At 73.9% G+C, this 20,896-nt stretch carries 16 protein-coding genes and 1 pseudogene; 11 read left to right on the forward strand and 6 right to left on the reverse strand.

Annotation, left to right across the window (positions count from 1 at the left end; all coding sequences use genetic code 11):
* The first annotated feature begins 82 nt into the window (after positions 1-82).
* The 4 genes from Sya03_RS15400 to Sya03_RS15415 all read left to right on the forward strand — a co-directional run bounded on the left by Sya03_RS15400 (position 83) and on the right by Sya03_RS15415 (position 5,179).
* Entirely contained in the window at positions 83-616 is a 534-nt protein-coding gene (locus Sya03_RS15400) for a hypothetical protein (protein WP_203938989.1), read from the forward strand.
* On the forward strand, positions 607-1,467 hold the full coding sequence (locus Sya03_RS31855; RefSeq protein WP_203938990.1) for a hypothetical protein: 861 nt from the start codon (positions 607-609) through the stop codon (positions 1,465-1,467). Before Sya03_RS15400 ends, Sya03_RS31855 begins: the two co-directional genes overlap by 10 nt.
* A 211-nt stretch (positions 1,468-1,678) precedes the next feature.
* Positions 1,679-4,492 carry a type I DNA topoisomerase gene (gene topA, locus Sya03_RS15410; RefSeq protein WP_203938991.1) on the forward strand — a complete coding sequence of 938 codons (2,814 nt, stop codon included), beginning with the start codon at positions 1,679-1,681 and terminating at the stop codon, positions 4,490-4,492.
* Positions 4,493-4,522: 30 nt separating this feature from the next.
* Positions 4,523-5,179, forward strand: coding sequence for a nucleotidyl transferase AbiEii/AbiGii toxin family protein (locus Sya03_RS15415; RefSeq protein ID WP_239107547.1), 657 nt, complete (start codon positions 4,523-4,525; stop codon positions 5,177-5,179).
* A gap of 9 nt (positions 5,180-5,188) precedes the next feature.
* On the opposite strand, the gene Sya03_RS15420 is transcribed toward Sya03_RS15415, so the two are convergent.
* The 4 genes from Sya03_RS15420 to Sya03_RS15435 all read right to left on the reverse strand — a co-directional run bounded on the left by Sya03_RS15420 (position 5,189) and on the right by Sya03_RS15435 (position 8,748).
* Positions 5,189-6,025 carry a hypothetical protein gene (locus tag Sya03_RS15420; protein ID WP_203938992.1) on the reverse strand — a complete coding sequence of 279 codons (837 nt, stop codon included), beginning with the start codon at positions 6,023-6,025 and terminating at the stop codon, positions 5,189-5,191.
* Entirely contained in the window at positions 6,015-6,527 is a 513-nt protein-coding gene (locus tag Sya03_RS15425) for an RNA polymerase sigma factor (protein ID WP_203938993.1), read from the reverse strand. The genes Sya03_RS15420 and Sya03_RS15425 overlap by 11 nt, the downstream gene beginning before the upstream one ends.
* 124 nt (positions 6,528-6,651) lie before the next feature.
* On the reverse strand, positions 6,652-7,335 hold the full coding sequence (locus Sya03_RS15430) for a hypothetical protein (RefSeq protein WP_203938994.1): 684 nt from the start codon (positions 7,333-7,335) through the stop codon (positions 6,652-6,654).
* A gap of 87 nt (positions 7,336-7,422) precedes the next feature.
* Positions 7,423-8,748, reverse strand: a complete 1,326-nt coding sequence (locus Sya03_RS15435; RefSeq protein ID WP_203938995.1) for a D-arabinono-1,4-lactone oxidase — start codon at positions 8,746-8,748, stop codon at positions 7,423-7,425.
* A gap of 136 nt (positions 8,749-8,884) precedes the next feature.
* Between Sya03_RS15435 and Sya03_RS15440 the strand changes: the two genes are divergently transcribed.
* Positions 8,885-9,514: a TetR/AcrR family transcriptional regulator gene (locus Sya03_RS15440; RefSeq protein WP_203938996.1), complete on the forward strand. Its 630-nt coding sequence runs from the start codon at positions 8,885-8,887 to the stop codon at positions 9,512-9,514.
* 1 nt (position 9,515) lies between these two features.
* Here the strand turns inward: Sya03_RS15440 and Sya03_RS15445 are convergent, their stop codons facing one another.
* Complete coding sequence (locus tag Sya03_RS15445; RefSeq protein WP_203938997.1) at positions 9,516-10,727, reverse strand: alanine racemase; 1,212 nt, start codon at positions 10,725-10,727, stop codon at positions 9,516-9,518.
* Between the two features lie 262 nt (positions 10,728-10,989).
* Between Sya03_RS15445 and tmk the strand changes: the two are divergent.
* The 6 genes and pseudogenes from tmk to Sya03_RS15470 all read left to right on the forward strand — a co-directional run.
* Positions 10,990-13,078, forward strand: a pseudogene (gene tmk / locus Sya03_RS15450) (dTMP kinase); the annotation flags it as partial.
* Positions 13,079-13,137: 59 nt separating this feature from the next.
* Positions 13,138-13,419, forward strand: a complete 282-nt coding sequence (locus tag Sya03_RS31860) for a hypothetical protein (RefSeq protein ID WP_370871942.1) — start codon at positions 13,138-13,140, stop codon at positions 13,417-13,419.
* Between the two features lie 44 nt (positions 13,420-13,463).
* Positions 13,464-14,603 carry a DNA polymerase III subunit delta' gene (locus Sya03_RS15455; protein WP_370872139.1) on the forward strand — a complete coding sequence of 380 codons (1,140 nt, stop codon included), beginning with the start codon at positions 13,464-13,466 and terminating at the stop codon, positions 14,601-14,603.
* Positions 14,604-14,748: 145 nt separating this feature from the next.
* Positions 14,749-15,231, forward strand: a complete 483-nt coding sequence (locus Sya03_RS15460; protein ID WP_203938999.1) for a hypothetical protein — start codon at positions 14,749-14,751, stop codon at positions 15,229-15,231.
* A gap of 114 nt (positions 15,232-15,345) precedes the next feature.
* Positions 15,346-19,422 (forward strand): polymorphic toxin-type HINT domain-containing protein, encoded by a 4,077-nt coding sequence (locus Sya03_RS15465; RefSeq protein WP_203939000.1) that lies wholly within the window; start codon positions 15,346-15,348, stop codon positions 19,420-19,422.
* Complete coding sequence (locus tag Sya03_RS15470) at positions 19,419-20,174, forward strand: hypothetical protein (RefSeq protein ID WP_203939001.1); 756 nt, start codon at positions 19,419-19,421, stop codon at positions 20,172-20,174. The genes Sya03_RS15465 and Sya03_RS15470 overlap by 4 nt, the downstream gene beginning before the upstream one ends.
* A gap of 6 nt (positions 20,175-20,180) precedes the next feature.
* Here the strand turns inward: Sya03_RS15470 and Sya03_RS15475 are convergent, their stop codons facing one another.
* Positions 20,181-20,750 carry an rRNA adenine N-6-methyltransferase family protein gene (locus Sya03_RS15475; protein ID WP_203939002.1) on the reverse strand — a complete coding sequence of 190 codons (570 nt, stop codon included), beginning with the start codon at positions 20,748-20,750 and terminating at the stop codon, positions 20,181-20,183.
* Positions 20,751-20,896: the final 146 nt, after the last annotated feature.

A 20,896-nucleotide genomic window follows, 5' to 3' on the forward strand; every position in this document is an offset into this window, starting at 1 on the left:
GGATTCGTCCGGGCGCCCCGCCGCCGTCTGTAGTCGATCGAGGCATCGCGAAGCGTCAGTCGGTACCCGTACGCTGCATGCCATGCGTACGGGTGCTCGGGGATCGCTCGCCGTTCTGGTCGTCGCCGCGCTGCTGACGGGCGGCTGCGGTGCGGGCGGGCCCGGCCCGCAGGCGTGGGCCTCCGCGGTGTGCGAGGCGCTCACCCCGTGGCGCTCCGAGATCGGCACCCTCGCCGAGCGCACCCAGCAGCAGATGAACATGAAGACCACGCCCGCGCAGGCCAAGGAGAACCTGGTCCGGCTGTTCGGCGGCGCCGAGTCGGCCAGCGAGGCCGCCCGCGCCGGCGTCGTCGAGGCCGGCGTCCCGTCCGTCGACGGCGGCGACCGGGTCGCCAGCGGTTTCGTCGCGTCGCTCAGCGCGGTCCGCGACGCGTACGGCCGCGCGAAGACCGGCATCGAGGCCCTGCCCACCAGCCCCGCCGACGCCTTCTACACCCAGGTCAGCGCCGTCGTCACCACCCTCAACCAGGAGTACGGCAAGAGCGCCCTCGACACGAGCACGCTCGACTCGGTGGAGCTGAAGCGGGCCTTCGACGAGGTCCCGGAGTGTCGCTGACGCGGCGGCAGCTGTCGCTGTTCGGCGTCGAGGCGGCCGATCCGTCCCCGCTCGACCTGGCCGGGTTGCTGTTCGCGCCCGGCCGGCTGACCCGCATGGGCGGCACGGCGCGCATCGCGGTCACCGTGGACGCCGCGTGGCGGGTCCACGTGCTGGCGGCGGAGCTGCGGCACCGCGGCATCGAGATCACCTGGAAACCGGTCCGCCTCGACGCGCCCGACCCCGAGCCGCCTCCGCCCGACGCGGCGGCTGACCCGGCGGACCCGCCACCGGCCGCCGACGACGACCCGCCGGTCGAGTTCGTGGAGCCCGACGGGTACGTGGTGGGGGTGGCCCGGGCGGCGGACCCGGAGGAGCCGGCGGCCCCGGCCGACGGTACGGCGGCGGGCGGCGGCGGCCCGGTGGGGAGCGACCCGGCGGCGGGTGGCGGCCCGGTGGACGGCGGCGCAGCGGTCGCAGGGGCGCCCGGTGCGGACAGCGGCGGCCCCGGCATCGCCGCCGAGGCGACCGGCCCGCGCGTCGGTTTCGAGGTGCTGACCTCGTACTCGACGATGCTGGCGCCGGTCGTGGCGCTGCACCGGCCGGCGTGGCTGAGCGGCGCGCGGCTGCGGCTCTGGGTCGCGGCGGCCGGGACGGTCGAGCCCGGCGGTGTCGTGCTCGACCTGGATCCGGGCGCGGACCTCGACCAGGTCGAGGGCGCCCTGGCCAGGGTCGGTCTGGCGCCCGCGCTCATCAAGGAAAGGCGCGCCTTCCGGATCAGCGGCCGGCGGCGGCTGGCGCGGCTCGCCGAGCTGGTGGGGGAGCGGCCCGCGGCGGCGCCGGAGGGGGCGTGGCCGACCACGCCGGAGTGACTCCGCGCACAGTCTCGTTGTGGATGTGTGCGGCAGGACAACCATCAACCGGTGTACGGTGTCGCCGTCCGGGCGCATGCAGTGGTCGGACCGTCACCATGCGGGTTTCACCGCCGGGGGGAATGAGCCCTTGCCCGGCGCGTTACCTTAAACGTCCGTGTGCCCGGGCACCGCCGGGTCGCCGAGTTCAGGTGGAGAAGCAGGGAGAGCCGTGCCGAGCAACGCCAGGAGCACTCGTCTGGTCATCGTCGAGTCACCGTCGAAGGCCAAGACGATCGCCGGCTACCTGGGCCCCGACTACTTCGTCGAGGCCTCCTTCGGCCATGTCCGCGACCTGCCGCGCAACGCCGCCGACGTGCCCGCCAAGTACAAGGGCGAGGCGTGGGCCCGGCTGGGCGTCGACGTCGACAACGGCTTCCACGCGCTCTACGTCGTCTCCGCCGACCGCAAGCAGCAGATCGCCAAGCTGACGAAGCTGGCGAAGGAGGTCGACGAGGTCTTCCTCGCGACCGATGAGGACCGTGAGGGCGAGGCCATCGCCTGGCACCTGGTCGAGACGATCAAGCCGAAGGTCCCCGTCAAGCGGATGGTCTTCCACGAGATCACCCGCCAGGCGATCCAGGCGGCCGTGGCGAACCCGCGCGAGATCGACCGCGACCTGGTCGACGCGCAGGAGGCCCGCCGCATCCTCGACCGGCTGTACGGCTACGAGGTCAGCCCGGTGCTGTGGAAGAAGGTCATGCCGCGGCTGTCGGCGGGCCGCGTGCAGTCCGTCGCCACCCGCATCGTGGTCGAGCGGGAGCGGCAGCGCATGGCGTTCCGCTCCGCGGAGTACTGGGACATCAACGCCACGCTGGCCGTGCAGGGGCAGGTGGAGGGGCCGCGGTCGTTCTCGGCCACGCTGGTCGCGCTCAACGGCGACCGCATCGCCACCGGCAAGGACTTCGAGCCGACCACCGGCCAGGTGCGCGCCGGGGCCGGTGTGGTGCACCTCGACGGCGACGGCGCCCGCGGGCTCGCTGCCCGGCTGGAGGGGCGGCCGTTCCAGGTCACCCGCGTCGAGGAGAAGCCGTACCGCCGCCGGCCGTACGCGCCGTTCATCACGTCCACGCTGCAGCAGGAGGCCGCCCGCAAGCTGCGGTTCTCCGCGTCGGTCACCATGCGCACCGCGCAGCGGCTGTACGAGAACGGCTACATCACCTACATGCGTACCGACTCCGTGAACCTGTCCGAGACGGCGCTCGCGGCCGCCCGCCGCCAGATCGCCGAGCTGTACGGCGAGCGCAACGTGCCGCCGCAGCCGCGCCGCTACACCGGCAAGGTGAAGAACGCGCAGGAGGCGCACGAGGCGATCCGCCCCGCCGGCGACAACTTCCGCACGCCGGGCGAGGTCGCCAAGGAGCTGAGCGCCGACGAGTTCAAGCTGTACGAGCTCATCTGGCGCCGCACGATCGCCTCGCAGATGACCGACGCGGTCGGCTCGTCGGTGTCGGTGCGCATCCGGGCCGTCTCGGTGGCCCAGGAGGAGGCCGACTTCGGCGCCACCGGCAAGACCATCACCGACCCGGGCTTCCTGCGCGCCTACGTCGAGTCGTCCGACGACGAGAACGCCGAGGCGGAGGACGCCGAGCGGCGCCTGCCCGCGCTCGTCAAGGACCAGCCGCTGGACGCCGAGGAGCTGAACGCGGTCGGCCACCACACCTCCCCGCCCGCCCGCTACACCGAGGCGTCGCTGGTGAAGGCGCTGGAGGAGCTGGGCATCGGCCGGCCGTCCACGTACGAGTCGATCATGCGGACCATCCAGGACCGGGGGTACGTGGAGAAGCGCGGCCAGGCGCTGATCCCGTCGTTCCTGGCGTTCGCGGTGATCGGCCTGCTGGAGACGCACTACCCGCGGCTGGTCGACTACAACTTCACCGCCGCGATGGAGAACGACCTCGACGGCATCGCCGGGGGCGACTCCGCCGCCACGGACTTCCTGACGTCGTTCTACTTCGGCTCCACCGTCGCCCACGACAAGTCGATCGGCGCGGCCGGCGGCCTGAAGAAGATGGTGACGGAGAACCTGGGCGAGATCGACGCGCGCAGCGTCAACTCGATCCCGCTGTACACCGACGAGGCCGGGCGCAGCGTCGTGGTCCGGGTCGGCCGGTACGGCCCGTACCTGCAGCGCACGCTGCCCGGGCAGGACGAGTCGGACGACCGGGTGTCCATCCCGGAGGGCGTGGCGCCCGACGAGCTGACCCCGGAGAAGGTCGACGAGCTGTTCCTCGGCGGCGGCGGCGAGCGGTCGCTCGGCGACCACCCCGAGACGAACGAGCCGATCGTGCTGCGTTCCGGCCGGTACGGCCCGTACGTGTCGTCGGGCAGCAAGAACTCGTCGCTGCTGAAGTCGATGTCGCCGGAGAACCTGACGCTCGACGACGCGCTCAAGCTGCTGTCGCTGCCGCGCACGGTCGGCGCGGACGAGACGGGCGCCGAGATCGTCGCTGCGGCCGGCCGCTACGGCCCGTACATCAAGCGCGGCGACGACTACCGCTCGCTCGACAGCGAGGACAAGATCTTCACGGTGACGCTGGACGAGGCCCTCGCCCTGCTCGCCGCCCCGAAGACCCGGCAGCGCCGCGCCGCCGCCCCGCCGCTGCGGGAGATGGGCAACGACCCGGCCACCGAGAAGCCGCTGGTCATCAAGGAGGGCCGGTTCGGCCCGTACGTGACCGACGGCGAGTTCAACGCGTCCCTGCGCCGCGGCCAGACGCCGGAGGAGCTGACGCTGGAGCAGGCGTCGGAGATGCTCGCGGAGAAGCGCGCCAAGGGCCCGGCGCCGCGCAAGAAGGCGGCGGCGAAGAAGGCGGCCCCGAAGAAGGACGGCGAGGCGCCCGCGAAGAAGGCGGCGGCGAAGAAGGCCGCGCCGGCCAAGAAGGCCGCGGCGAAGAAGGCGGCGCCCGCGAAGAAGGCGGCGACGGCGGCCAAGAAGGCGCCCGCCAAGCGCGCCACGCCCGCCAAGGCGACCAGCGACGCCTAGGCGGCATTCGAACGGGTGTACGATCGCGCGGTGGTAGCCGCGCGGTCGTCCCCGGAGCGTTTCCTGCAGCTCCGCGTCGCCCGGGTCGCCCTGGCGGCGGCCGCGGAGTTCGGCTTCGCGCTCGGCGGCGGGCACGCCCTGCGCCTGCACGGCCTGGTCCGCCGGCCCACCGCCGGGGTGCACCTGGCCACCGACCGCGAGAGCGCGGTGCGCCCGGCCGTCGCCGGGGTGCGGGCCGCGCTGGCCGCGGAGGGGCTGGCGGCCGCCCCGCCCGACGAGGAGCTGTTCGAGGGCTCCGGCGACGCGTACGCCGAGCTGACCGTCCGCGACGCCCGCGACGCGGCCCGCCTGTCGCTCGCCCGGCTGCCCCGCCAGCACGCCGCCGTGCCGCTGTCGGTCGGCCCGGTGCTGCACCCCGACGACCTGTTCGCCGCGAAGGTGGTGGCGCTGGCCACCCGCAGCGAGATCCGCGACTACCTGGACGTGGGGGCGGCGCTGGCGGCCGGTTACGACCGGGGCCGCCTGCTCACCCTGGCCCGCCTGCACGACCCGGGCCTGACCGACGACGAGCTGGCCGCGGCGCTGCGCCGGCTCGACGCGCTGCCGGACACGCCGTTCCTGCGCTACGGGGTCCGCTCGCCCGACGTGGGGGAGCTGCGCCGCCGGCTCAGCGACTGGCCGCGCTGACCGCCGGCCTCACTCCGCGAACGGGATGGTCTGCAGGCCGGTGCGCCCGCTCGTGCCGGTGGTGAGAACGCCGTCGTCGACGCGGAGGATGCCGTGGCGGCCCCTCAGCTCGAACTGGCCGGAGTCGCCCGCGGGCACGACCGTCCACACCTGGGCGGGCCTGCCGGCGTCGCAGAGTTCCAGGCTCAAAGCCGCGCCGGGGGTGTCGGCGACGCAGTAGCCGGGGCCCTCGGCGTCCTCGTTCCAGAACGGCGGCTGGATGATCACCCGATTGCGGGTGGCCTGCGTCCGGGCGCTGACCGGCGCGGGCTTGAACGACATCATGGTGGTGTCGGTCTTCGTGGTGCCGGTGAAGTCGACACCGTCCTCGCCGATCTGCATCCAGCGGTCGACGCCGTCGTCGGCGACGTCGACGAGCACGCCGGGGCCGATGTCGATGCCGAGCTGCCGCAGCTGCGACACGTCGGAGGTGAGGTCCGCCGGTGGCGGGTCCGCCGGGCGCGACGGGGTGGAGCTGGTGCGCGACGGGGTGGCCGCGGTGGGCGTGGTGGCTGTCGGCGGGGTGCTCGGCGGCGGGGCGGCGGACCCGGTGGGCAGCGGCAGCGCGGGCGCGGAGGCCGACGCCGACGGCAGCGGGTCGGCGGGGCGGTCGGGGGCCTGCCGGCTGACGGCCACGCCGAGACCGAGCGAGCCGAGCAGCACGACGCCGAACGCGGCCGCGTACGCGCGGCGCTGCTTGCGCTGCCGGGACCGGCGGCGCACGTCGGCCCCGCCCGCCGGGTGGACGGTGCGGCGCACGTTGTCGGCGTAGGCGTTCAGGCCGTCGTCGAGGCGGTCATCGGACATCGCGGTACTCCCGGCTCACGTCGCCGTCGGACAGCTGCTCGGCCATGGCACGCCGCCCACGGGCGAGCCACGAGGTGATCGTGCCGGGCGGGGTGCCCGTCTCGGTGCTGATCTCGGCGACGCTGAGGCCGACGAGGTGGTGCAGGACGATGACCCGGCGCTGGTCGGCGGGGATGCGCCGCAGCGCCTCGACGACGGCCACGTGGTCGGGGTCGAGGCCCGCCGTGTCGCTCTCGCCGGCGACGTCGCGGCGGTGGGCGCGCAGCCGGTTCACCGCCTTGCGCCACGCGCTGACGGCGTGCCGGTAGGCGACCGTGCGCACCCACGCCTCGGGGTTGGCGTACCCGCGGACCTTCGGCCAGCGGTCCCACGCCCTCAGGTACGCCTCGGCCACGGCGTCCTCCGCGTCGGAGCGGCTGCCCACCATGGCGGCGACGTGCGCGATCACCCGGACGGCGGTCGCCGCGTAGAAGGCGTCGAAGTCCTCGGCGTCGTCGGTCACGCGGAGAACTCCCTGGGATGCGCCGGACAGGCCGCTTGGCACTCTAGCGCCCGTGATCACGCCGCCGCGGTGGGAACGGCCGCCGGCCCCGGTAAGGCTGCCCGGCCGTCCCCCCGCGGGTGGGTCACTCGGCGAACCGGATGGTCTGCAGGCCGGTGCGCCCGGTCGTGCCGGTGGTGAGCTTGCCGCCGTCGACGCGGAGGATGCCGTGGCGGCCCTTCAGCTCGAACTGGCCGCTGTCGCCCGCGGGCACGACCGTCCACACCTGGGCGGGCTTGCCGGCGTCGCAGAGTTCGAGCTTCAGCGGGGCGCCCGGGGTGTCGGCGACGCAGTAGCCGGGGCCCTCGGCGTCCTCGTTCCAGAACGGCGGCTGGATGACCACGCGGTTGCGGGTGGCCTCGGTGTTCGCGGCGACCCGGGCCGGCTTGAACGACATCATCGTCGTGTCGGTCTTCGTGGTGCCGGTGAAGTCGACGCTCTTCTCGCCGATCTGCATCCAGCGGTCGACGCCGTCGTCGGCGACGTCGATGAGCACGCCGGGGCCGATGTCGATGCCGAGCCGCTTCAGCTGCGACACGTCGGACGGCACGGTCTTGGAGGTCGGCTTGGCGGCCGGCTTCGCGGCCGACGTCGTCGCGGCGACGGGCGTCGTCTCGGCGGTCGGCGGCACCGGCGCGGACCCGGTGCCGGTGGTGCCGCCGGACCCGGGGGACCCGGCGGAGGTCGCCGGGCCGGCGCAGCCGGTGAGGGCGGCGGCGGTGAGGGCGGCCGCGGCCGCGGCGGCGACGTGCTGGGCGATGCGATGCATGGCGGTACCTCCGTGGTGTCGGGGTGGGGCAACACCACGGACACGCCCCGCGCGGTCACCTGATTGCAGCGACCGCCATCTTTTTTTCTATGGCCCCAGGACCCGGTCGAGGTGCGGGTTGGTGAAGACCCGCTGCGGGTCGAGCTGGTCGCGGGCCGCGAGGAAGTCGTCGAAGCGCGGGTACACCGGGCGCAGCGACGCCGCGTCGCGGTAGTGCAGCTTGCCCCAGTGCGGGCGGCCCTCCAGGCCCAGGCAGACCTTCTCGAACGCCTGGAAGTACGGCTCGTGCGGCATGCCGGAGAACTGGTGCACCGCGATGTAGGCGTTGTCGCGGCCGTGGCCGTGCGACAGCCACACGTCGTCGGGGCCGGTGAAGCGCACCTCGACCGGGAACTGCACCTTGAACGGCAGCTTCGCGATGATGCCGGGCAGCGCGCCGAACGCCTCGCCGAGGGCGGCGCGCGGGACGCAGTACTCCATCTCCGTGAAGCGGACCCGGCGCGGCGTCACGAACACCTCGTACGACGGCGCCGTGTACGTGCGGGCGGTCAGCGCGCGGGCGGCGACGCCCATGATGGTGGGCACGGCGGCCGGGAACGCGCGGGCGAAGCGGTTGGCGCCCGCGTAGACGGTGTTGGCGAGCAGCTCGTCGTCGACCCACTCGCGCCACTTCGGCAGCGGCCGGTCGTGGGCGGCGACGACGTTGTTGCGCTTGAGCTGGACCCGGTCGGTGTACGGGTACCAGTAGAACTCGGCGTGGTCGTTGGCGGCGATGTGCTCGTCGAGGCCGGCGAGCATGTCGGCCATCGCCATGGGCCGCTCGTCGGCGCGCAGGGTGAACGCGTCGACGCAGCGCAGCGTGATCTCGGTGACGACGCCCAGTGCGCCCAGGCCGAGGCGGGCCGCTCCGAACAGCGGGTCGCCGGCGACGATGCGCCGCACCTCGCCCGTACCCGTCACCAGCGTCACGGCCTCGACCAGCGACGCGAGCGTGGCGTGCGCGCGGCCGGTGCCGTGGGTGCCCGTTGAGGTCGCACCGGCGACCGTCTGGGCATCGATGTCGCCCAGGTTGGCGACGGCCAGGCCGTGCCGGGCGAGAATCGCGTTGAGCGTGCGCACGGTCATGCCGGCCTGCACGGTGACGAGCTTCGCGGCCGCGTCGATCGACACCAGGCCGGCCATGCGGTCGAGCTGCAGGCGCTGGTCGTCGGTGCGGGCGATGGCGGTGAACGAGTGTCCGCTGCCGACCGCCTTCACCCGCCGGCCTGACTCCGCGGCCTGTTTCACGAGCGACGCGACGTCCTCGACGGTCGCGGGCGTGTACACGGCGGCGGCGATGGCGCGCTGGTTGCGGCCCCAGTTGTGCCAGGCCAGCGCGGGTGCGGGCTGCGGCGCCTCGGTGTTACCGGCCATTCGACCGTTCCCCTCTCACCCGTTCGTGCGACCGACGACCTTCCGACGGCGCACTTCCACGGCGCTCCGTCGATCCGGCTCGTTCGTTGTTCCGAGTAACGTTCCGATTATCACTGCTGAGAGGGAGTGGCGACTCGTGTCGACTCCAGCCGCCGTCACCACCGGACCGCTGCGGCGGGTCCCGGTGCAGGGCAGAAGCGTTGCCCGCGTCCAGCGCATGCTGGACGCGTGCGCCGATCTGGTGGACGAGATCGGGTACGAGGGCCTCACCACGACCCTGCTCGCCGAGCGTGCCGAGGTCGCCATCGGGTCCGTGTACCAGTTCTTCCCGGACAAGCGGGCCATCGTGCAGGCGCTCGCCCTGCGCAACATGGACGCGTACCTGCAGCGCCTGTCCGCCCGGTTCTCGAACGAGGTGTTCGCGTACTGGTGGGACGGCGTCGACGCCGCGATCGACGAGTACATCGCGATGCACCGCGCCGTGCCGGGCTTCCGCACCCTGCACTTCGGCGACGTCGTGGACGTCCACCTGCTCGACGAGGAGCAGGACAACAACGCCGTCATCGCCGACCGGCTGGCCGACCTGCTCGTCGAGCGGTTCATGCTGGGCGACCGGGCGCGGCTGAAGTTCGCGCTGCAGATCGCCGTGGAGGCGTCGGACGCGCTGATCAAGCTGGCGTTCCGCCGGGCGCAGCACGGTGACGAGTCGGTGCTGATCGAGGCGAAGGCCCTGATCCGCGAGTACCTGCACCGGCACGTGAGCTGACTCAGCCGAGGAACGCACGGCCCTCGCCCCGGTAGGTGGGGACCGTGTCGGCGAGCTGGTCGCCGCTGACCAGATGCAGTTCGTTGACGTGTTCGCACAGCTCACCCGCCTTGGCGTGCCGGAACCACACCCGGTCGCCGAGGCGCAGCGCCGCCGCGCCGGGGCCGAGCAGCGGGGTCTGCACCTCGCCCGGGCCCTCGTCCGGCTTGTAGCGCAGGCCCTCGGGCAGCCACGGGGTGGGCAGCCGGCTCGGCTCGGCCGGTCCGGACGCCACCCAGCCGCCGCCCAGCACGGTCGCCACGCCCGGCGACGGCCTGCGCACCACCGGCAGGCCGTAGAAGGCGGCGGGGGTGGGCCGCCAGGCGCGGTAGGCGTCGAACAGGGTGGGCCCGTACAGGCCGGAGCCCGCGGTGACCTCGGTGACCGCGGGGTCGGCGGCGGTGGCGGCGAGGCTGCCGGTGCCGCCGCCGTTCACGAACGCCAGGTCGGCGTGCTCGCGCACGGCGGCGACCGCGGCGGCGCGGCGGCGGCGCAGTTCGGGCCAGGCGGTGCGCTGCATCCAGCGGACGCCGGCGCCGCGCAGCCGCCGCCCGGGCGGGGCGTCGCCGACGCCGGCGATGTGGGCCTCGTAGGACATGACGCCGGCCAGCGTGAAGCCCGCGCGGCCGGCGACGGCGGCGGCGAGCCGGCCCGCGTCGGCGGCGCTGTGCACGGGGGAGCGGCGTACCCCGATGTGCAGGCTGCCGACGGGCCGCCAGCTGGCGTCGAGGTCGAGGCACACCCGCAGGGGGGCCGCGCGCCGCGCCGGGGGCGCGGCCGCGTCGGCGAGGTCGAGGTGGTCGACGCTGTCGACCATCAGGGTGACGGCCGCGGCCAGCTCGGCGTCCGCGGCCAGCTCACCCAGCGCGACCGCGTCCGCGGTGGGGTACGCGACCAGCACGTCGGCTGTGACGCCGGTCCGCACGAGCCAGATCGCCTCCGGCAGCGTGTACGCCATCACGCCGGCCCACCCGGGGCGGGCGAGGACGCGGGCGAGCAGGGCGCGGCAGCGCACGCTCTTGGCGGCGACGCGGATGGGCTTGCCGGCGGCGCGCGCGGCGAGGGCGGCCGCGTTGGCGTCGAAGGCATCCAGGTCGACGACGGCGGCGGGACTGCCGAGTTTGGCGGTGGCGCGGTCGAGCCGGTCGCGCAGGCGGGCGCGTTCGCTGGTCACGCCCACACGATAGGGCTGATGCAGGTCAACACGAAAGAGACTCACCTATTCGTGGGCGGGTCGCCCTGATATGTGCGGGGCGCTGGCGGGGTGTACGGCGCGGTTACAGTGATCCGTCGGGGTCGTCACCCCGGCCCGGTACGGAGGTTCGGTCATCGACACCACAGCGGCAGGAGAACAGCGCCCCGGTCAGGTCGACCTGTCGGGCGCGGCGGCCCTGCGCTCGGTCATGCGGATCCGCCCCTTCCGGCGGCTCTGGATCGTGCTCGGTGTGGCCTCGTTCGGCGACTGGCTCAGCCTGCTCGCCACCGCCCTGTTCGCCTCCGCCCAGTTCGACGGCAGCGCCGCGCAGGGCGCCGCGTTCGGCGGCACCATCGCCGTGCGCCTGCTGCCCGCCCTGGTGCTCGGCCCGATCGCGGGCGTCCTCGCCGACCGCTGGGACCGCCGCTACACCATGGTCGTCGTCGACATCGCCCGGTTCTTCCTGTTCGCGTCGATGCCGCTCGTCGCGATCGCCGGCGCGCCCCGGGGCGTCGTCTTCGCCTGGATCGCGATCGCCACCTTCCTCATCGAGTCCATCACGATGATCTGGATTCCGGCGAAGGAGGCCGCGGTCCCCAACCTCATCCCGCGCGCCCGCCTGGAGATCTCCAACCAGCTCACCCTCATCACCACGTACGGGCTCACGCCGGTCCTCGCCGCGCTCAGCCTGTCCGCGCTCACCGCCGGCGTGCAGAACGCCGGCGTCGGCCTGCCCGGCTGGGCCGACCCCGCCCAGCTCGCGCTGTGGGTCAACGCGTTCAGCCGGCTCGCCACCGCCATCGTCGTGTTCTTCGGCATCCGCGAGATCAGCGGCCGCAGCGCCGAACGCGAACAGGCCGCCCAGCAGGGCATGTTCAAGCAGTTCGTCGACGGCTGGCGCTACATCGGCGGCAGCCCGCTCGTGCGCGGGCTCGTGCTCGGCATCTTCGGCGCGTTCGGCTGCGGCGGCATCGTCGTCGGCACCGCCAAGTTCTTCGCCACCAGCCTCGGCGCCGGCGAGGCCGCGTTCTCGCTGCTGTTCGCCACCCTGTTCATCGGCCTGGCCGTCGGCATCGGCCTCGGCCCGATGGTCGTCCGCGAGCTGTCGCGCCGCCGCTGGTTCGGCATGAGCATCGTGCTCGCCAGCGGCTCCGTCATCTTCCTCGCGTTCTCCATCCACCTGTCGATGGCGCTGCTCGGGGCGCTGCTCGTCGGCGCGGGCGCCGGCATGGCCTTCCTGGCCGGCACCACCCTGCTCGGCGGCGAGGTCACCGACGACGTCCGCGGCCGCGTCTTCGCCGTGGTGCAGATCGGCACCCGCGTCGTGCTGATGCTGGCGATCGCCCTGTCCGGCGTGCTCGTCGGCGTCGGCGGCTCCCGCCGCATCACCCTCGGCGCCGCCGCCGTCGACATCTCCTCCACCCGCGTCCTGCTGCTCGTCGCGGGCGCCGCCGGCGTGCTCACCGGCATCAGCGCCTTCCGGCAGATGGACGACAAGCGCGGCGTTCCCGTCCTGGCCGACCTGTGGGGGTCCGTCCGCGGCCGCCCGCTGTCGCCCGCCGAACCGTTCCTCAAGCACGGCATCTTCGTCGTCTTCGAGGGCGGCGAGGGCGCCGGCAAGTCCACCCAGGTCGACCGCCTCACGAGCGCGCTGCAGGCCGAGGGCCGCGACGTCGTCGTCACCCGCGAGCCCGGCGCCACCGACGTCGGCGCCCGCATCCGCTCCCTCGTCCTCGACCCGGGCGGCGCGCCGTCGCCCCGCGCCGAGGCCCTGCTGTACGCCGCCGACCGCGCCCACCACGTCGCCACCGTCGTCCGCCCGGCGATGGCCCGCGGCGCCGTCGTCGTCAGCGACCGCTACGTCGACTCGTCCCTGGCGTACCAGGGCGCCGGCCGCACCCTGCCCGTCAACGAGATCTCCTGGCTGTCGTCCTGGGCCACCGGCGGCCTCAAGCCCGACCTGGTCGTCCTCCTCGACGTCGAACCGTCCGTCGGCCTGGCGCGCGCCGCTGCCCGCGGCGAGGGCGCCGACCGCCTCGAGGCGGAGAGCCAGACCTTCCACGAGCGCGTCCGCTACGCCTTCCTCGACCTGGCCGCCGCCGACCCCAAGCGCTACCTGGTCCTGGACGCCTCCCGCCCGGCCGACGAGCTCGCCGCCCTGATCACGGCCCGGGTGACCGGCATGCTGACCGCGGACGACACCCAGCTGGCCCCGATCTCCACCCCGCCGCCGCCCGCAGCGGCCGACGCCACCCAGGTCATCCGCCCGGCCGACGTCACTCAGGTCGTCTCTCCTACCTCCGCGGCCTCCGCGGACGAGACGCAGGTCGTCTCCGCCGCCTCGGCGGCCTCCGCGGCCTCCGCGGCCTCCGCGGACGAGACGCAGGTCGTGCGGCCCGTCGAGCCGCGCATCGTCGTGCTCGGCCCCGACGCGACCCAGGTGGTCCCCACCCGCGCCGCGCCCTCCCCGTCCGCCGACGAGACCCAGGTCGTGCCCGCCGCCTCCGCGGACCAGACGCAGGTCCTGCCGCCGTCCGCCCCCGCGGACCGGGAGTCGCCCACCGACGTGGCCGTGGAACTCACCGACCACGGCACCCCGGTCGACCCCGCCGCCGGCGACGGCCCCGCCGACGACCTCGCCCGCCAGACCCGCAACGGTGGCCGGCCGTGAGCGTCTTCGCCGACCTGGTCGGCCAGGACGAGGCCGTCGAGACCCTGCAGACCTCCGCCGCCGCGGCCGCCCGCATCATCGCCGGCGACAGCGCGAACAGCGGCGCCATGACCCACGCCTGGATCTTCACCGGCCCGCCGGGCTCCGGCCGCTCGGTGGCGGCGCGGGCGTTCGCCGCGGCCCTGCAGTGCGCCACCGGCACCGGCTGCGGCCACTGCCACGGCTGCCACACCACCCTGACCGGCACCCACGCCGACGTGCGGCTCGTCGTCCCCGAGGGCCTGTCCATCGGCGTCGGCGAGATGCGCGCCCTGGTGCTGCGCGCGGGCAGCGCCCCGTCCGGCGGCCGCTGGCAGATCGTCATCATCGAGGACGCCGACCGGCTCACCGAGGCGGCCGGCAACGCCCTGCTCAAGGCCGTCGAGGAACCGCCGCCGCGCACCGTGTTCCTGCTGTGCACCCCGTCCACCCACCCCGACGACATCTCGGTGACGATCCGGTCGCGCTGCCGCGTCGTACCCCTGCGCCAGCCCGCCGCCGACGCGGTCGCCACCGTCCTGGTCCGCCGCGACGGCGTCGCCCCCGACGTCGCCGCCTGGGCGGCCGCCGCGGCCCAGGGCCACGTGGGCCGCGCCAAGCGCCTCGCCACCGACGCCCAGGCCCGCGCCCGCCGCGAAGCCGTCCTCGCCGTCCCGCGCCGCCTGACCGGCGTCGGCGCCGCCTTCGACGCGGCGTCCGCCTTCATCGAGGCCGCGGAGGCGGAGGCGGCCGACGCCAACACCGAGTCCGACGCCACCGAACGCGCCGACCTCGAACGCGCCCTCGGCGCCGGCGGCACCGGCCGCGGCGCGGCGGGCGCCATCCGCGGCGCCGCCGGCCAGCTCAAGGACCTGGAACGCCGCCAGAAGTCCCGCGCCACCCGCGCCCAGCGCGACGCCCTCGACCGTGCCCTGGTCGACCTCGCCGGCTTCTACCGCGACGTCCTGACCAAGGGGGTCGGCGCGCCGGTAGCCCCGGTCCACAATGACGTGCTGCCGATGGCCGAGGCCGCCGCGCAGAAGTGGACGCCGGAGGCGACGCTGAGGCGCCTGGAAGCGGTGCTGGCGTGCCGCACGGCGATCGACGCGAACGTCAAGCCCCGCATCGCCGTGGAGGCGATGATGCTGACCCTCTGGCGCGGCTGAGGCAACCCCGGCAAAACGGACGGGGTTGCGGCGTCGTTCTCCGAACGCCGATGATGCCTGCGCATCGATGCTCCTGATCCCGCGCCCGTCAAAGGCCGCCGGATCCGGCCACTCGATGTCGGTCGGCACAACAACGGGGAGAACCATGAGACTGTCCACCACCAGGCGCCGCGCTGCCCTCGCAGCGACGAGCGCCGGAATCGTCGCCGCCGCGATCGCCGGGGTCGCGGCCGGCGTGCCCGCGCTCGCCGCGCCCGAGGACGCGGAGCCGACGTCCCTCGTCGAGGACTTCAGCTACCCGGACGCGGCGTCCTACCCGGACATCAAGCTCATCCGGGGCGACGGCCGCATCCTGATCGTCGACTGCGACGCCGGCCGCACCTCCGCGGAGGTGTGGAGCTTCACCCGGCCCACCCCGTTCTGCTTCGAGTTCAAGGGCGACAACGGCTTCGTCTCGCTGGAACTGGCCGACGTGTACGGCATCCGCAACAACGAGAACTTCGCCATGTCCGCCAAGGTCACCGTCGACGAGACCACCAAGGTCGTCGAGGTTCCGGAGGTCGACTGGAAGGGCGTCGGCGTCGGCGCCGGTGAGAACCAGGCGGTCCTGCTGGAACTGCGGGCCTGATCCGTCACACCGATTCATCGATCGGCTGCCGGCAGCAGCCGGATTCCACGGGGGAAGTAGATGTTGTTGCACCGTGCCCGCAGACGTCCGGGGCCCGGCCGCCGCCGGGTGGCCATGGGCCTTCTGACACCGCTGCTCGTTCTCAGCACCGTCGCCGTCCCGGCCCCCGCCTTCGCGGAGGAGCCGGACGGGGAACCGATCGCGCCGACCGCCCGGGCCTCCGCGCTGCACCTCATGCGGTTCGGCGGGCCGAGCACCGCGAAGGCCGCCAAGGCGGCGTTGCTGGGGAGCGATGAGGAGCTGCAGCGATTCATCGACGAGGCCGACGGTGATCTGCAGGACAAGGATCTGCGGACCCGGATCACCGGTCTGCTGACGACCGGTGGCCCCGGCGTGCAGGCCGCGGCGACCCGGGCGCTGGACGGCAGCGACGACGACCGGGCCGCCTTCATCGAGTCGGGTTTCGACACCGCCTGGCTGCAGGACGAGCGTGCCCGCGCCCTTCAGGTGCACAACACCGGCGGGTACGCGGTGCGGACCGCCGCCAGGAAGGCCCTCGACTCGGGCGACGACGCGATCACGCGGTTCCTCGCCGTGGATCAGTTCACCGCCCAGGAGCAGGACGATCACGCCGCCGCCCTGGCCGTCATGTCCGGCGGGGGCACGGCCACCAAGGAGATGGCCCGGGTCGCGCTCGCCGAGGGGCCGGAAGCCGTCCGGGAGTTCCTGGACAGCGGCGCCGAGGTCGGTCGTGCCCGGGACGCGACGCTGGAGTCGGTCACCGAGCTCGCGAACGAGGCCAAGGCGGCAGGGCTCAAGGCCGCCAGGGAGACCGAAGCGGCGAAGCTCGCCGCCAAGCAGGCGAACGAGGCCGCGAACCGGGCGAAGTCGGCTGCGAGGATCGCCGCCGACGAGACCCGGCTGGCGAAGGACTCGGCGGTGAAGGCGGCGCGGGCGGCCGGCCGTGCGGCCGACGCGGCCAGCCAGGCCGCCGACGCGGCGGAGGTGGCGATCGGTGCCGCCGCCCAGGCGCACTCCGCCGCGCGTGCCGCATCGGCCGCCGCTGCCCGGGCCGCGCGCGCGGCCGTGCTGGCCGAGGGCGCGGCCAGCAAGGCGTGGACGTCCGCGTCCAAGGCGTGGACGGACGAGCGGGCCGCGAACGACGCGCGGATCGCGGCCAACACCGCGATGGAGATCGCGGCGGCGGCCAAGATCGCGGCCGACGCCGCCGACCAGGCGAAGCTGGCCGGCGACGCCTCCGGTGACGCCGCCATCGCCGCGGCCTCGGCGAGCGTGAACGCCGACAACGCCGCCGCGGCCTCCGACGAGGCGAGCGGCTACTCGCAGGCGGCCGGCGCCGAGGCGGAGCGCGCTCGGCGCAACGCCGCACTGGCCCGGAAGGCCGCGGCCCGCGCCACCCGGGCGGCGAACGCGGCAGTCGCGTTCGCCCGCAAGGCGGCGGTCGCCGCCGGGGAGTCCGCCCGTGCGGCCCGCGACTCCGCCGCCCACGCGCAGAACGCGGCGAAGGCGGCGCGCGACGCCGCCGATGCCGCGGGCAAGGCCCACGACAAGGCCGAGAAGGCGCGTGTGCACGCCGACGCCGCGATCAGCGCGGCGAAGACCGCGTCGGCGGCCGCGGCACAGGCCACCAAGGTGGCCGAACTCGCCGACGTCGCCGACCAGGAGCGGCTTCGCGAGGTCACCGACCAGGGCATCGCGCAGGCGGAGGTGGCGCTGGCCGAGGACCGCAAGATCGCGGCGGAGGCCGCCTGGTACGCGGAGGAGCAGGCGCGCCGCGACGCGGAGACGCGCGCCCTGCTGTCCGAGGCCGCCGCGCCGGGCACCCCGGCCGCGACCATGGTGCAGAAGGGCCGGGCGGCCGCGATGCGGTTGCTGACGGCGGGAGGGCCGTACTCCCGGGTCGTGGCCGAGGAGGCGCTCCTCGGTGGCGAGGTGGAGATGGAGGCCTTCCTGACCCGCAATCTCGCCGTCGCGACCGAGCAGGACGACCGCGGCCGGGTCGCGTCGATCGCCGAGTTCGGCGAGCCGGCCGCGCTGCGTACGGCTGCGGAGCAGGCACTCGCCGGATCCGCCGCCGACGTTCGTGAGTTCCTGCGCACCCAGTACTACCCCGGCAAGGAGCACCACGACCGGGCCGCGATCCTGAAGATCCTGGAGGTAGGCCCGGCGTCCCGGTCGGCCGGCACGGCGGCTCTCAACGGCACGGCCGAGGACCGCCTGAAGTTCCTCAACCGCGGCCAGTACGTGGCTGCGGAGCAGGACGAGCGGGTGAAGATCCTGCAGATCCTGTCCGCGACCCCGCCGCCCGGCAGGGAGGTCCAGGCGGCGGCGCGCATCGCCCTGGCCGGACCGCAGTCGTACATGCGAGGTTTCCTGCAGGTCGGACTCGCCCAGGCGCAACAGCGGGACTACTTCGCGGCGACGCACAACGCTCGCGTGTCGGCGGTCCTGGCCGAGGCCAACAAGGCGGCGGCGAGCGCGCAGCAGAGCGCCTACACCGCTGCGCAGGCGGCCGCCGACGCCCGCGACGACGACAAGGCCGCCGCGGAGTACGCCAAGCAGGCGTCGGCGTCGGCCACGGCGGCCACGAACTACTCCAACGAGGCCAAGGCCTCGGCGCAGCGCGCCAAGAACTCCGCCGAGCAGGCAGCGGTCTCGGCTGCGACGGCGCGCAACGCGGCCGCCGCCGCGCGGGCCGACGCTCGCCGGGCGGAGGAGGCGGCGGCGGACGCGCGGTGGTCGGCCTCGGTCGCCAAGGGGCACGCCGACAGCGCCAAGCGGGCGGCCGCGGACGCCAAGCGCTCGGCCGAGAAGGCGGGCGAGAGTGCCCGGCTCGCCCAGCAGGACTACGACACCGCGTACCGCATCGCCCTCGTCAAGATCAACGAGGAGGAGCAGGCGAGGCGGAACAACCCCGATCCCGAGGGTGACAAGAAGTGCAACCGCCCGCCGGGCTACGGCGCCGATGCCTCCTGTTACCCCAGCCTGCCGGGGATGCAGCGGACCGATCAGGACGGCGACATCGTCTGCTGGGACTGGGCTGTCGAGGACGGCAAGACCCAGTGCGGATACCGGGTGGTCTCCGACGAGGAGCGGCTCAAGTTCCAGCAGGACCGCGACAACCAGAACACGATCAACGCGTGCGTTCTGTTCATCCCGGGCTGTCTCGCTGTGGTCACGTCCATCCTGGTCGCGGCCGACCCGGAGACGCGCAACGACCCTGAGGCGATGCTCGACGAGGTCACCGAGCGGCTCATGGGCAAGAAGCTGGACGCGCTCAAGCGCCAGTCACGGCTGCTGGACCAGATCAACTGCCAGAAGAACAAGAAGGCCGGCAACAGCTTCGACGCCGACACCCCCGTGGTGATGGCCGACCGGAGCGCCAAGGCGATCAGCGAGGTGAAACTCCACGACCAGGTGCTGGCGACGGACCCGGAGACCGGCGTGACGTCCGCCCGCACCGTGACCGCCCTGCACGTCAACCAGGACACCGAACTGACCGACGTGCTGGTGGAGGACGCCCAGGGCAGCACGGCGACCATCGACACCACCGATGGTCACCCGTTCTGGAACGTCACCGAGGGCCGTTGGACGGCGGCCGACGCTCTCAACGAGGACGACGTGCTCCGTACGCCTGACGGCGAGCCGGCCACGGTCGAGGAGATCACGTCCTTCACGGGCGACCAGCCGATGTACAACCTCACGGTCGACGCTCCGCACACGTACTACGTGCTGGCCGGGGAAGCCGCCGTCCTGGTCCACAACTTCGACTGCGGCAAGGTCCTCGACACCCTCGAGGGCGACAGCCCCGATGTGGTCAAGCACAACCAGCTCGTCAAGGACCGGTGGGACCACTCCTTCGATCGGCATGCGGCGCAGTGGTTCGGCTACGACAAGCTGACCGACATCCCGAAGGAGCGGCTGCCGCTGCTCAAGGAACAGTGGAAGGACCTCGTCAAGTACGTTGGCCGGAGCAACAACAGCGGCCCCTACCTGCTCGGCGAGGGCGGCACGAAGACGCGGACGACCTACCACCTCGCCAGGAAGGACGGCCGCTGGTTCGCGGTCCTGTTCTACGACGAGGGTCCGATGAAGGGCTACCTGGCCACCGGCTTCGTGCCCAACGCCAAGCAGCTCGCCTACATGAAGAGAATGGCTGGCATCAAGTGACGTTGTGGCCGGAGGGGGCGCACCTGACGATCGGGCTGTGGTTCGATCGGCCGGTGCTCCCCTCCGCGCTGCGTGCGGTGGGCGATGCCCTCGAGGCCGAGGGGGGCCGGTACACGGGCGCCGTGTACGTCGGACCGCCCGCCGTGCCGTTCGACTGGGTGTTCGACATCGAAGGGCTGTCCCACGTCCACGACGCGGCCGCCTCGGCGGTCAGGGACCGGATGGCGGACGGCACGGCCTACCGGGTGAGCATGGCACTGCCCGGCGTGGGCCCGGCCGCCCTCACCTTCGAGGGCACACCCGGGGCGGTCCTGCCGGCGTCCGGGCACCCGGTCGACGTCGTCATGGAATCGGACGTCCTCTTCATCCCGCCCGAACACCGGGACGACGACGAGCGGGCGGCCGCCCAGGCGTTGCAGGCGGCCGTCCTGCGGTATCTGGAAGCGTGCTGCACGGCGCTCGATCCGGCGTACGCCCTGGTGCACGTCGAGGAGGCCACCCCGACGCCGGCGGCGCTGGCGGCGGGCGGGCGGCTCGGCGGCGACGTGTTCGTCTCGCGACGCCTGGCCGGCCTGGACGGCCTCGGCACTGCGCTGGCCGACGTGGCGCGGGTCAGCGAGACCCTCGATTGGGAGACCGGCACGTTCTACTCCAGCGACTTCCTGGCGGAGACGCCGGACCGGCCCGCTCTCGTGGCTGCCTGGACGGCCGCGTCCGCGGTGATCGCGGACCTGCTGCGCCACGATCGTTGACCGCGGTCACCGCCCACTCCGCCGAGGCCGCGTTTTCCGCGATGTCGGCCCCTCCACCCGCCGCCGGATCCGCAGCACCGCCGAGTCGACCTGCGGCGGCGGCACAAAGGCCGACCGCGGCACCGCCAGCCCCACCGACAGCTCGAACCGCGCGCTCCCGCCCGCCTCGGCGAGCCGCCGCGCGGCCGCCCGCTGCACCACCAGATCGGCCGCGACCAGCGACGACCGCGGCGCGAGCAGGAGCCTCACCAGCGCGCTCGTGATCCCGTACGGCGGATTCGCCACCACCCGGAACGCCCGCCGCGGCAGCAGCAACCGCGCCGCGTCGACCTCGACGACCGTCACGGGCGCCCCGGCGAATGACTCCCGCAGCCCGCGAGCCCGCCCCGGGTGCAGCTCGAACGCCAGCACCCGCGCCCCCGCCGCCACCAGCGGCCGGGTCAGCGCACCGCGCCCGGCGCCGACGTCGAGCACCAGGTCACCGGGTTGCACACCGGCGTCAGCGACGACCCGTTCGGCCCACCGGTCGGTCAGGGGGTGCCAGCCCCACGCCCGCCGCGACCCTGCCGCGGGCACGGCGCACCATCACCATGAAAGCTCCCACGGCGCGACCGTAGGTCTGGGAGAGAAAACTGGGCAACGGAATTTCGTCCGTCCTTTTCGGACTTCGGGGCTGTGGCGGGGCTGGGGGAACCGGTACGGTTCGGTGTCGTAACGCGACG

Origin of the sequence: Spirilliplanes yamanashiensis (genome assembly GCF_016863475.1) — a bacterium.
Taxonomy (GTDB): Bacteria; Actinomycetota; Actinomycetes; order Mycobacteriales; family Micromonosporaceae; genus Spirilliplanes; species Spirilliplanes yamanashiensis.